The sequence below is a fragment of the Carnobacterium maltaromaticum DSM 20342 genome, from assembly GCF_000744945.1.
Taxonomy (GTDB): domain Bacteria; phylum Bacillota; class Bacilli; order Lactobacillales; family Carnobacteriaceae; genus Carnobacterium; species Carnobacterium maltaromaticum.
Genome location: NZ_JQMX01000001.1, coordinates 723,973 through 736,454, shown reverse-complemented (window position 1 = coordinate 736,454; position 12,482 = coordinate 723,973). Strand labels below are relative to the sequence as shown.

General features: G+C 34.9%; 11 protein-coding genes. 9 read left to right on the top strand and 2 right to left on the bottom strand.

All coding sequences use genetic code 11. The features are described from left to right. Positions 1 to 20 precede the first annotated feature (20 nt). Positions 21 to 473 (top strand): GNAT family N-acetyltransferase, encoded by a 453-nt coding sequence (locus tag BR77_RS03445; RefSeq protein ID WP_015076265.1) that lies wholly within the window; start codon positions 21 to 23, stop codon positions 471 to 473. Positions 474 to 565: 92 nt separating this feature from the next. Here BR77_RS03445 and BR77_RS03440 read toward each other — a convergent pair whose 3' ends face one another. Beyond that, entirely contained in the window at positions 566 to 1,336 is a 771-nt protein-coding gene (locus tag BR77_RS03440) for an ABC transporter permease (RefSeq protein WP_010050155.1), read from the bottom strand. Further along, on the bottom strand, positions 1,329 to 2,246 hold the full coding sequence (locus BR77_RS03435; RefSeq protein ID WP_015076266.1) for an ABC transporter ATP-binding protein: 918 nt from the start codon (positions 2,244 to 2,246) through the stop codon (positions 1,329 to 1,331). The genes BR77_RS03440 and BR77_RS03435 overlap by 8 nt, the downstream gene beginning before the upstream one ends. Positions 2,247 to 2,622: 376 nt before the next feature. On the opposite strand from BR77_RS03435, the gene BR77_RS03430 reads away from it, so the two are divergent. From BR77_RS03430 to dinG, 8 genes are all read left to right on the top strand, one after another. After that, positions 2,623 to 3,222 carry a nitroreductase family protein gene (locus BR77_RS03430; RefSeq protein WP_015076267.1) on the top strand — a complete coding sequence of 200 codons (600 nt, stop codon included), beginning with the start codon at positions 2,623 to 2,625 and terminating at the stop codon, positions 3,220 to 3,222. 413 nt (positions 3,223 to 3,635) lie between these two features. Beyond that, the gene (argC, locus tag BR77_RS03425; RefSeq protein WP_015076268.1) at positions 3,636 to 4,667 is read left to right on the top strand and encodes an N-acetyl-gamma-glutamyl-phosphate reductase; all 1,032 of its coding nucleotides are present in this window, start codon (positions 3,636 to 3,638) and stop codon (positions 4,665 to 4,667) included. Between the two features lie 28 nt (positions 4,668 to 4,695). After that, positions 4,696 to 5,892, top strand: coding sequence for a bifunctional glutamate N-acetyltransferase/amino-acid acetyltransferase ArgJ (gene argJ, locus BR77_RS03420; RefSeq protein ID WP_015076269.1), 1,197 nt, complete (start codon positions 4,696 to 4,698; stop codon positions 5,890 to 5,892). 136 nt (positions 5,893 to 6,028) lie between these two features. Then, a complete protein-coding gene (argB, locus tag BR77_RS03415) occupies positions 6,029 to 6,781 on the top strand; it encodes an acetylglutamate kinase (RefSeq protein WP_015076270.1) in 753 nt (250 codons plus the stop codon). Between the two features lie 2 nt (positions 6,782 to 6,783). Continuing rightward, positions 6,784 to 7,914: an acetylornithine transaminase gene (locus tag BR77_RS03410; RefSeq protein ID WP_269446466.1), complete on the top strand. Its 1,131-nt coding sequence runs from the start codon at positions 6,784 to 6,786 to the stop codon at positions 7,912 to 7,914. Positions 7,915 to 7,965: 51 nt separating this feature from the next. After that, positions 7,966 to 8,907 carry an ornithine carbamoyltransferase gene (argF, locus tag BR77_RS03405; protein WP_015076272.1) on the top strand — a complete coding sequence of 314 codons (942 nt, stop codon included), beginning with the start codon at positions 7,966 to 7,968 and terminating at the stop codon, positions 8,905 to 8,907. A gap of 157 nt (positions 8,908 to 9,064) precedes the next feature. Further along, a complete protein-coding gene (locus tag BR77_RS03400) occupies positions 9,065 to 9,538 on the top strand; it encodes a hypothetical protein (protein ID WP_010051217.1) in 474 nt (157 codons plus the stop codon). A gap of 126 nt (positions 9,539 to 9,664) precedes the next feature. Next, positions 9,665 to 12,463, top strand: a complete 2,799-nt coding sequence (gene dinG / locus BR77_RS03395) for an ATP-dependent DNA helicase DinG (RefSeq protein WP_015076273.1) — start codon at positions 9,665 to 9,667, stop codon at positions 12,461 to 12,463. The last annotated feature ends 19 nt before the right edge of the window (positions 12,464 to 12,482 follow it).

Below are 12,482 nucleotides of genomic sequence, written 5' to 3'. Positions count from 1 at the left end.
TAAGGATTAGGAGAGAAAAAATGAATCAAATTAGCTTGAAAGAGGTCACTAAAGAGAATATTGAAGATATTTTACAACTACAAGTTAAGGAAAGTCAAAAAAGTTTCGTTGCAACTACGAGTAAAAGTCTAGCATATGCTTATGTATCCAGAGATGCAGTAAGTCCTTACGGAATATATGAAGAGGAACAACTAATTGGATATGTTTCACTTATTTTTGATGAAAATGATCAGATGTATAATATCTGGCATTTTTTAATTGATGCGAAATATCAAGGTTATGGTTATGGAAAAAAAGCGATGAGAGCGGTAATGTATAACATTCGGGAAAAAGCATATGGTCTTACAAATACGGTTGCGTTAGGTGTTGATTTGAATAATAAACTAGCTATTCACTTATATGAAGAGTTTGGTTTTATTGATTCTGGAGAAACAGATGATGACGGTGAACTGATTATGTTGTGTAAAATTTAGTTTTTAGTCATTTAAGTATTAAGTACAGATGCTCTTATTATGTAGAGAAAAAAAGCCGAAAAGACAGGTGTCTTTTCGGCCGAAATAAAGGCCTAACTTCTTAAACCTCGACCTTTATTAATTAAATACCAGCAAACACTATACAAAATGATGGTAAAGAGAACAAGGATAGATAAAGAGAATGCGATTGGGACATCCGTTTGTCCAAGGAAGCCATAACGGAATCCAGAAACCATATAAACAATTGGGTTAATTTTAGAAACTGCTTGCCAAAATGGCGGCAACATTGAAATAGCATAAAACACACCACCAAGATAAGTTAGTGGCTGTAAAACAAAAGTAGGGACAATTGAGACATCATCATAAGACTTAGCGAAAACACCATTCAGTAGACCAGCTAATGAAAATAAAATGGCCGTCATAAGGAGTGTAACGATAACAATGAACCATGAGTAAACATGAAGTGGAACAAAAAACAATGAGATGATTGTAACGAGTGTGCCAACTAAGATACTTCTACCGAGTCCGCCAATGACGAATCCCCAAATGATAACATGTGTGGGAACAGGCGCAATTAATAATTCTTCAATATTCTTTTGCAATTTCTGTGAGAAAAAAGAAGAAGCGACATTTGAATACGAACTTGTAATAACAGACATCATAATGAGTCCAGGTACGATAAACTCCATGTAAGAAAATCCTTCTATTTCGCCAATTCTTCCTCCAATTAGATTTCCAAAAATGACAAAATAAAGCGAAGTGGTAATAACAGGCGGAACTAAGGTTTGGATCCAAATTCGTAGGTAGCGGTTGGTTTCTTTTGCTGCTAAGCTTTTCAGTGCTGTAAAATATAATTTATACATGTTTTTCCTCCGTGATTTTTAGAAATAGTTCTTCCAGTCGATTGGATTTGTTGCGCATGGAGAGCACACTTATATTTTGTTTGGTCAGTTGCTCAAATAAGTTATTCAACCCTTGATTGCGCTCAACTTCAACTGCTAGCGTCAAGTCATCTTCAAAAAAGCTTTGATAACCGTTAATTGCTGGCTTTTTGTCGTAAGGAGCTAAATCAAATATAAAGGTTTCAAACTCTAATTTTGCTAACAAAGTTTTCATACTTGTATTTTCAATTAATTCACCAGATTGAATGATACCAATATTACGGCAAAGCATCTCGGCTTCTTCTAGATAATGGGTTGTCAAGATAATAGTGGTGCCATTCTCATTCAATTCTCTTAGGAATGTCCACATTTCTCGTCTTAATTCAATATCAACACCGGCGGTCGGTTCATCTAAAATTAGTAGACGCGGTTCATGCATCAATGCTCGTGCAATCATTAAGCGACGTTTCATTCCTCCAGAGAGCATACGTGCGCGCTCGTGGCGTTTTTCCCACAAATTAGATTGTTTTAGGTATTTTTCGCTACGTTTTAGTGCTTCATTTCGAGGGACACCATAATAGCCTGCTTGATTGACAACTATTTGTTCCACTGTTTCAAATGGATTAAAGTTGAATTCTTGAGGGACGAGACCAATCTGCTGTTTTGCGCGAACTAAGTCTGTATCAATGTCATAACCAAAAACTTTTACTTTTCCAGAAGTTTTGTTAACAAGTGATGTAATAATGCCTATTGTTGTTGATTTTCCAGCACCATTTGGACCCAATAATGCATAAAAATCACCTTCTTCTACGACTAAATTGATGCCTCGCAAAGCTTCCACGCCTGTTGCATAGACTTTTTTTAAATCTGTTAATTCAAGTGCATAGGTCATTTAATAAACGCTCCTTTTATTGATATAAATTATATGGATCAATAGCTATCAGTATGTGAAAGCTATTTTATAGAATCTACTTCTATATATAGATAGATATCTATGTTAAATATAGATTAATGCGAATCTAATGTCAAGCAGAGCTATTTAGCTGAGGGAAGTATGGACTGAGAAATTTTAAAAAACTATTTAGGAAGTGGAATGTTAGAAGAACAATAAGGGGTAAAATCTATTTGTTAGTGGAGTAGAAGTACACAAATAGCCTGTTTTATCCCTGTTTTGTATAAAACTTTAAAAAAGTAAGTAAAAAAGGTTTACTTACTAAAAGAAAGATGGTAATATATTGTTTGTAAGCAAATTAGAGGAGGAAAACAACATGTCAAACAAATATATTGAATTATTAAAAAATCGTCGTTCTATCTATGGAATCGGTAAAGATGTAACTTTAGCAGATGATGCAATCGTATCATTGGTAAAAGAAGCAGTTAAAGAAAGCCCAGCATCATTCAACTCACAAACATCTCGAGTTGTAGTATTATTTAACGAATCTCATAATAAATTATGGAGTATTGTTGAAGATGCGCTAAGAAAAGAAGTTCCTGCAGATGCATTTGAGTCAACTTTAGCTAAATTGAATTCATTCCGCTCTGGATATGGAACAATTTTATTCTTTGAAGATACAGATATCGTGAAAAACTTACAAAACCAATTTGAATTATATGCAGATAATTTCCCAGTTTGGTCAGAGCAATCAAGCGGAATTGCACAACATTCTGTTTGGACAGCTTTAGCAGAAGAAAATATTGGTGCAAGTTTACAACATTACAATCCACTTATTGACGATGCAGTTAAAGCAGAGTGGGATTTACCAGCAGCTTGGAACTTAAGAGCACAAATGCCTTTTGGTTCAATCGTAGCAGAAGCTGGCGAAAAAGAATATATGGATGATGCAGCAAGATTCCGTATTTTCAACTAATTAATTAGATGAATTGTTAAACCCTTATTTCTTTGGAAATAAGGGTTTTTTTGAGAGTGAAAAATGTGTTTAAATTATGAAAAATTGAATTAGAGATGATTTGCTAAAGTATTTTTGTTCCTTCGAAATTTCGAAGAGTTAGTTTAAAAGAGTTGGTCAAAACTAGTTAACTAATGTGATGAATCGAAGAGAATCTATGAGACTTCCTAAAAAAAGAGCTAGAAATGACAATCCCATGATCATTTCTAGCTCTTTTTTTAGTTAGTATAAGTGAATATCTCGGGGTGTTTTTATACATTGTTTATGCATTTATACAAAGATTAGAAAAAGATTAGAAAAAGTGCGTTAAACAAGTTGACTTCTAGAATGTCTTTGACTATAATAAGCTTTATATTCAAATGAGGAGTGGTTTTTTGAAGATTTCTATTATTGGGGCAACGGGATATAGTGGGTTAGAATTAATTCGTTTATTAGAATCACATTCAAAAGTAGAGATTTTTTCTTTGCATAGTTATTCTAATTATTCAGAAAATGTTGCATATTTATATCCGCATTTAAAAGGGATTTGCGAATTACCATTAGAACCAATTGATGTTTCACGTATTTGTCAACATAGCCAAGTTGTTTTTTTTGCAGCTCCTTCAGGAATAGCAAAGGATCAAGTGGCACCGTTTCTTGAGGCAGGTTTGACGGTTATTGATTTATCAGGAGATTTACGTTTGAAAAATCCTGACGATTATCCAACTTGGTATCATTTTCCAGCAGCTGAAAAAGGGCTATTGGATCAAGCTATTTACGGTTTAAGTGAATGGGCTGATGTTAAAAAGCAAAAATTAATTTCAAATCCAGGATGTTACGCAACAGCAACCTTACTTGCTTTAGCCCCTTTGATAATAGAAGACCTTATTGAGCTAGATTCGATTGTTGTCGATGCCAAATCAGGTTTATCTGGCGCCGGAAAATCAATGCAAACAACAAGCATGTACACGGAAGTCAATGATAATTTAACAATCTATAAAATGAATCAACATCAACATATCCCTGAGATCATTCAACAATTAAAAAAATGGCAGTCAGGAGTTGAGAATATTCAATTTTCAACTTCCTTAATCCCAATTACGCGAGGGATAAGTACCACGATATATGCTAAGTTAAAGAGCAGATTAACAACAGAGGAGTTAAACGCTTTTTATACGAGTCATTATAACGATAAGCCTTTTGTTCGAATACAAGCACCAAACAAATTGCCAACCATTAAACAAGTTGTGGGATCAAATTTTTGCGATATAGGAATGACAGTAAATCCTACTACAAATCAAGTCATTATCGTTTCGACGATTGATAATTTAGTCAAGGGAGCCGCTGGTCAAGCAGTCCAAAATTTAAATCAGAGTTTTGGTTTCGCACCTAATGATGGTTTGAAATTTAGCCCGATTTTTCCATAAGTAATTTTAGAAAAGGAGCAATGAATAAATGAAAAATATCGAAGGAACGATTGCTTCACCAATTGGTTTTTTTGCAGCTGGTGTACACGGTAAATTAAAATATAAAAAGAAAGATATTGGGTTGATTTATTCAACTTTCCCAGCCCAAGCTGCAGCTGTTTATACAACGAATCAGTTTCAAGCTGCACCAATTAATATAACGAAAGATAGCTTGAAGAATGGCCAAACATTACAAGCAGTTATAGTGAATAGTGGAAATGCAAATGCTTGTAATGGGCAGCAAGGGATAGAGGATGCTTACCAAATGCGGCAATTAACAGCGAATAAATTAGGTATTCCAGCAACCGAAATTGCGGTAGCTTCAACAGGGATTATCGGCGAACCATTGCCTATGGACAAAATTACAGCTGGGATAACGGCGCTTGATTATTCAAAAGGAGAGCCAAGTGATTTTCACGAAAGTATTTTGACAACGGACACCTGTGAAAAGTTGATTGTGGTGGAAGTTCTCTTGAATAAAAAAAAGGTGACTATTTCAGGTGTGGCAAAAGGTTCAGGAATGATTCACCCCAATATGGCGACTATGTTAGCATTCATCACAACTGATGTAGCTATTGACGCAAAGTTATTAGACCAAACATTGCGTCAAAGTGTGAATCAAACATTCAATCAAATTACAGTTGATGGGGACACCTCTACGAATGATATGGTTTTAGTTATGGCAAACGGAGCAGCTAAAAATGAAGAACTAACAAGTGATACGTCAGATTATGTTATTTTTAAAAATGCTTTTGATGCTGTTTGTCAGCACTTAGCCAAAAAAATTGCTCAGGACGGTGAGGGAGCAACAAAATTAATTGAAGTAACGGTTGCATCAGCTAAATCTGTTTTAGAAGCACGAATGATTGCTAAAACAATTGTTTCCTCTAGTTTGGTAAAAACAGCGATGTTTGGCGAAGACCCTAATTGGGGGCGAATTATATGTGCTTTAGGCTATAGCGAAGGTACATTAAATCCAGAGAATATCAACATTGAAATTGGACCGATTGAAGTATTAAATCGAACAAAAGCGGTCTTATATGATGCAAATGCACTACGAGAGTATCTTCAAAATGAGGTCATTCGAATCACTGTAGATGTTGGTGTTGGCAATGAGAATGGTGTAGCTTGGGGATGTGATTTAAGCTATGAATACGTCAAAATAAATGCTTGTTACCATACTTAATAAAGTTAGCTTTTATGAGTCAGTACTTCAACAAAAGATAAAAATTCGAAATGGCAAAAAGTGCCATTTCAATTTTTCTTATTTTCTTGCCGGAGCTAATCGACTCAACAAACTTTTTATATAAGGGGGAAATTAAATGAGTGGAACAAATCGGATTGTGATTAAAATTGGCGGCGTTTCTTGTGAAGAGCTAGATGATACATTTTTTTTAGATCTAAAAAAATTACAGCAGCAAGGCAAAGAAATTATCATTGTTCATGGTGGTGGTAAAGCTATTACACATTGGATGGAAAATTTGGCTATCCCTGTTGAAATAAAAAATGGTTTACGTGTCACAAATGAAAAAGCTTTGGCAGTGACAAAAATGGTTTTATTAGGGGAAGTTCAGCCAAGCCTACTTCAGCAATTTGCTCGGCAAAAAATAAAGTGTTTAGGGTTGAATGCTGCTAATAACAAGTTACTATCTGCTAGTCAAGTTCAACAAGGTAGTTTGGGGTTTGTTGGAGAAATAAAAACAGTAAATACTGAGTTGCTTAAAGATGTCCTAGATCAAGGCTATATTGCCATTGTGGCACCATTAGGGGTTGATGATAAGGGTCAATGGTTGAATATTAATGCAGATGATACAGCTAGTAAAATTGCAGAAGCCATGAAAGCTGAGGAATTGATTTTAATGACCGAGGTTTTAGGCGTTAAAAAAGAAGGGAAAATTCTAAAAAGCTTATCTTATCAGGAACTGGATTTGTTTATTGAAAACGGGACGGTTTCTGGTGGGATGATTCCTAAATTAAAGTGTGCTCATTACGCTTTGCGAAATGGAGTGAAACAAGTTCGGGTTACATTAGGACTAACGATGCAAGGAACTAAAATGATTGGGGAGGGAAGTTAATGGTGAGCTCTTTGTTTCAAAATTATACAAAAGTACCGATTGAATTGGTTCGTGGACTTGGAACTACCGTTTTTGATCAAGAAGGGAAAAGTTATTTAGATTTCACCTCTGGAATAGCGGTTTGTAACTTAGGTCACTGTCATCCGCAACTGGTGAGTGTCCTAGAAGAACAAAGTCATAAAATTTGGCACACATCAAATTTGTTTGAAAATAGTTTGCAAGAAGAGGTGGCTGAAGCTTTATGTGGAGTTAATTATGTAGCATTTTTTGCGAATAGTGGTGCAGAAGCCAATGAAGCCGCACTGAAATTAGCCCGTAGACATACTGGGAAAGAAAAAATTATAACGTGCAAAAATTCATTTCATGGTCGGACTTTTGCCACTATGAGCGCAACAGGACAAGCTAAAATTCATGAAGGATTTGGCTCATTATTGCCAACCTTTGATTATGTAGCCTATAACGATTTTTCTGCATTAGAGGCAGCTATTGATGAAGAGACAGCAGCGGTTATGTTGGAATTAGTTCAAGGTGAAGGTGGCGTGATTCCTGCTGAAAAGGAGTATATTACGGATTTAGTTGCTTTGTGTCATAAAATGGGTGTTTTAGTGATTGTTGATGAAGTCCAGACAGGAATTGGTCGGACAGGGAACTTTTTTTGTTATCAGCATTATGATTTTGAACCAGATATTATCACACTTGCAAAAGGTTTAGGTAGTGGTTTTCCAGTTGGAGCAATGTTAGGAAAAAAAGAATTAGCTAAGAGTTTTGGCGCTGGAGTTCACGGTTCAACTTTTGGAGGCAATAAATTAGCGATGGCTGTTGCTAGTAAAACAATTGAAATTATTAATGAAGAATCATTTTTAGCAGATGTAACCAATAAAAGTTTGTTTTTTAAACAAATACTAAATGAACAGTTAGCAGCTAAGAAGCAAGTTGTAGCTATCAGAGGTATAGGGTTGATGATTGGCATTGAACTGACAATCCCAGTTGTAGAAATTGTTGAAAAATTAAGAACTAACGGTTTACTTGTACTTGGTGCTGGTGAAAAAGTACTGCGCATTTTACCACCTTTAACAGTGGCAAAAACAGAATTGGAACAGGCGAGTCAAATGATTCAAGAAGTAATTGTTTAAAGTGTTAGCTAAATTGTAAGGGAACTAGTTCTTATAAATAGGAGGATTTTAATGCAGACAACTAAAAAAGATACATTAACATTATTGGAATGGAGCTCAGAGGAATTACAATCCATGATTGAATTAGCCATTGATATCAAAGGCAAGCCTGAAAAATATCAAGAAGCTTTAAAAGGCAAAATATTAGGCATGATTTTTGACAAAGCTTCTACTCGTACAAGAGTATCATTTGAAGCTGGAATGTTGCAGTTAGGTGGTTCTGCTATTGTGCTGTTTTCTCGTGATTTGCAAATTGGTCGTGGCGAACCAATCATCGATACCGCAAAGGTTCTATCCGAATACCTAGATGGGTTAATGATTCGGACATTTGCCCATAAAACTGTGGAGCAACTTGCTGAATACGGGACGATGCCAATTATTAATGGTTTGACAGATGAGCATCATCCTTGTCAAGCAATCGCTGATTTGCTGACTATTTATGAAGTCAAGGGGACTTTTGAGGGCGTTAAATTGGCGTATTTAGGCGATGGAAATAATGTCTGTCATTCATTGTTACTAGCAAGTGCTTTGGTCGGGTTAACGATTCATTGTGGAATTCCTCAAGGATACGCAGTTGATCCGGTTATTTTAAAAATAGCCCAAGATATTGCCGAATCAACAGGTGCCGTTATATCCATATCTGAAAGTCCAATTGAGGCTGTAACAGATGCTGATTTTATTTATACAGATGTATGGACAAGTATGGGACAAGAAGCAGAAAATGATAGTCGATTAAAAGATTTTGCCGAAGAGTATCAAGTAAATGCGAAATTAGTAGCGTATGCAAAACCAGACTATCATTTTTTACATTGCTTACCTGCCCATCGTGAGGAAGAAGTCACTAGCGAAATCATCGATGGACCACACTCCTTAATTTATCAACAAGCGGGAAATAGACTTCACGGGCAAAAAGCTTTACTTGTCATGACCCTTGGCGAAAATAATAGCATCTAACGTCTAATTACTTGAGAGGGTTTCCAAAATGGATTAAAAATCTGATTAAATTTAAGCATTTTATTTTAGAGTATGGTAAACTGTATGTGTGGGTTAGGTTAATTCGTTAGCGCTAACACCAAATTCTAAAGAATACACTGCGAAGGAGATCATACACATGAAAAGAGAAGTAGTAGGACTAAAATTCTTTTTCAGAAATGGTGAAACATGGACAATTGGAAAAGAGCATATCGGTGATTTATGGATTAAACAAATTACGAAAAGTTTTGGTAGAATTGGAACAAGTGATTTTCAAGAAATTTATCCTTGTGAGTCTTTAAGAATTGAAATTGCTCAAGAAGCAGATCATGTTCATACAGATGATATTAACTTAGGTGGATTAGAATTAGGTATGTTTGAACGTGCAACACAATATCCAGATATCGAAATGATGGATATTTTATACAAAGATGCAAATCATCCTAAATCTGACGTAATTGTGGATAAAGACCGCGTGTATTTCCCATATAAAGCGACAGATTCAGATGGCAATGACAATGAGTACCAAAGCTCTCATGTTAAAGACAATCATTTATATATTGTGATTGATCCAACTAAAACAGTGAAAGATTTATATCCAGAAAAATTCTAATAGTATAACCTTACGAAATTTCCAGATTTTTTGGTTGTTTCGTAAGGTTTTTTTGTATTTTTAGCCACTTCATAGTATGATGTATAGTGATGAAAAACATGACGAAACAAGAATTAGGTGACGATTTTGAAAAAGACAGAAACATACGCAGTTGTTGACATTGAGACGACTGGTGGAAATGTTGAAAATGGCGATAAAATGATCCAATTTGGCTGTGTATTAATTGAAGATGGCGAAATTGTTCAAAAATTTGCGACAGACATTAACCCATTAATGCGTATTCCAAAGCAAATTGAATATTTAACGGGTATTACAACGAAACAAGTTGCAAATGCGCCCTATTTTGAAGATGTTGCTACTACAATATATAATCTTTTAGCAGATTGTATATTTGTCGCTCATAACATTCAATTTGATTATCAATTTTTAAATGGAGAATTAAAACAAAGTGGCTTGCCGCCGCTTAAACTAAAAGGGATGGATACTGTTGAGTTAGCTCAAATTCTACTACCCACAGCACCAAGTTTTCGATTAACGGATTTAGCTACGCAATTTAATTTTAAACATGAGAATCCGCATCAAGCAGATAGTGATGCGTATGTTACTGGGCAACTTTTTTTACTTCTAAAAGAAAAAGCCAAAGAATTGCCCCTAGTAACGTTAGAAAAATTGGTTCCTTTGGCTCAACATTGTTCAATGGATACCGCTGAATTTTTTAGTGATCGTTTAGAGGAACTTAAAAGTAGTTTGCCACCGTTACCAGAAAATCTACTTATAAAAAATGGCATTGCGCTTCAAAAGAAAGAAGTTGTAATTGAAAGCCGTTCTTATCGGGAGCAATCTGATTATCCACTCGGTACAGATGAGAAAACGACTTTATTTAAAGATAAATTGACAGTACGTGAAGCTCAAATAACCATGATGGATACCTTAAATACTTATTTTTCTGGGGATTCTAAAAAACATATGGCGATAGAAGCTGCGACGGGTGTTGGGAAAACTTTAGGTTATTTAATTCCATTGGCTTATCATGGAACACCAGAAAAACCGGTAATGGTAAGTACCTATACGACATTATTGCAAAAGCAACTGATGGAAAAAGACATTGCGCAGTTGAATCAACTACTGCCTTTTAAACTTTCTGCAGCTATTATTAAAAGCAAAAGTCATTATTTACATCTAGCCAAGTATGAAGCGGAATTAAAAAAAGAAACGACACATAAAAACGAAGCTTTAATTAAAATGCGAATTTTAACTTGGTTAACCATAACTAAAACAGGAGATATTGATGAGTTGAATTTAGCCAATTTAAATCAACCTTTTTGGCAAAAAGTGCGCCATCGAGGTTGGTTGGTAGACGCCAAGGAAGATGCATGGAAAGACGAAGATTTTTACTTATTTGCTAAAAAACAAGCAGAAAAAGCCAGTTTAATTGTGACGAACCATGCTTTTTTATGCCACGATTTGCAAAGAGAAGAACGAGAATTACCAAGTGTTGAAACCTTAGTCGTTGATGAAGCTCACCATCTTTCTGATGTTGCTATTAGTGCTTCTAGCGAGCTATTTAATTACTACAGCTTAATTCAAGCTTTCCGAACATTGGGTAAAGTTGAAGTGGACTCAAGTTTTTTACAACAATTTTGTCAATTAGGAAAACGAGTAAAAGCGATTAAAATGTATCAACTGACGAGTTTAGAAATGAGTATTTTATCTTTGGATGAGCAATTATCTGATTTTATTGATTATTTATTAGCTTGGAGCTACTCCTTAAAAGAAGGTTCACAAAAACATCAAGAATATACAGAAATTTTAGTGGATCCTGAAACGATTTGGCCTTTAGAAATAAAAAAAGCGATTAAAGATATTCATGCTTTATTTGTTGAAATTAATTTTATTGGAGAACAAATCGTAGCTAATTGTTTAAATGAAAAAGAACAACTAGGATTATCCAAAATTTATTTTGTAGAAGAGTTTAACCAATTGCTTAAGGGCATAGCTAAGAACCATGTGGTGTTTACGGAAGTTTTCCAATTGTCTGAAAAAAATGATGTGACTTGGTTTACTTACAATGAAAAAAGTCCAAAAAATAGTTTTAAAATAAAACGTTCAAAATTAGATAGTGGTAGTTTCTTACAAACAAATTTGGTTGAAAAGATTCCTAAAATAGTTTATACAGGTGCAACATTAGAAATTAAAGAAAGTTTTTCTTATTTCACAGAGCAAATTGGTGAAGCTGAATTAACTACTTTAGTACTACCTTCACCGTATAACTATGCCAAGCAAGCACGACTTTATTTTTCAACAGATATGAAACCAATTAAGAGCTTATCGAAGAAACAATATGTTACAGACATTATCAGCCATTTAGAACAATTAGCGACAGAAAATGTAGAAAATATGCTCGTGCTATTTAATTCATTAGAGACCTTGCAAGATGTTTATCGAGGCATTCAACAAAAAGCTTTATTTACAGAAAGAGAAATTTTAGCTCAAGGGATTTCTGGCAGTAGAGAGCGGATGTTAAAACGTTTTTTTCATGCCAATGGTGGGATTTTGTTAGGTGCAGATAGTTTTTGGGAAGGTGTCGATTTACCAGGCAAAGCCTTGCGGATGATTGTGATTACGCGTTTGCCTTTTGATTCACCAGAGCAGCCCTATACAAAAGCGAAATACCAATTACTTGCCCAGCAACAGTTAAATCCTTTTTCAGTAGATGCTTTACCAAAAGCAACTTTACGTTTAAGACAGGGATTAGGGCGCTTAATTCGGTCAGAGCAGGACAAAGGGATTCTATTAATTTTAGACGATCGTTTATTTAAAACTAATTACGGTAAGCATATGCTGCAAGCATTACCTAAAGAATTGCCTAAAGAGTCATTAACGATTAAAGAAATTTCGGCTGAAACCAAAAAATTCTTACGTTAAATATAAGAATTTCGTGTAA

Bases quoted from the DNA above. Each gene is read 5' to 3' on its own strand.
- BR77_RS03445 (WP_015076265.1), top strand. From the start codon at position 21: ATGAATCAAATTAGCTTGAAAGAGGTCACTAAAGAGAATATTGAAGAT.
- BR77_RS03440 (WP_010050155.1), bottom strand. From the start codon at position 1,336: ATGTATAAATTATATTTTACAGCACTGAAAAGCTTAGCAGCAAAAGAA.
- BR77_RS03435 (WP_015076266.1), bottom strand. From the start codon at position 2,246: ATGACCTATGCACTTGAATTAACAGATTTAAAAAAAGTCTATGCAACA.
- BR77_RS03430 (WP_015076267.1), top strand. From the start codon at position 2,623: ATGTCAAACAAATATATTGAATTATTAAAAAATCGTCGTTCTATCTAT.
- argJ (WP_015076269.1), top strand. From the start codon at position 4,696: ATGAAAAATATCGAAGGAACGATTGCTTCACCAATTGGTTTTTTTGCA.
- argB (WP_015076270.1), top strand. From the start codon at position 6,029: ATGAGTGGAACAAATCGGATTGTGATTAAAATTGGCGGCGTTTCTTGT.
- argF (WP_015076272.1), top strand. From the start codon at position 7,966: ATGCAGACAACTAAAAAAGATACATTAACATTATTGGAATGGAGCTCA.
- BR77_RS03400 (WP_010051217.1), top strand. From the start codon at position 9,065: ATGAAAAGAGAAGTAGTAGGACTAAAATTCTTTTTCAGAAATGGTGAA.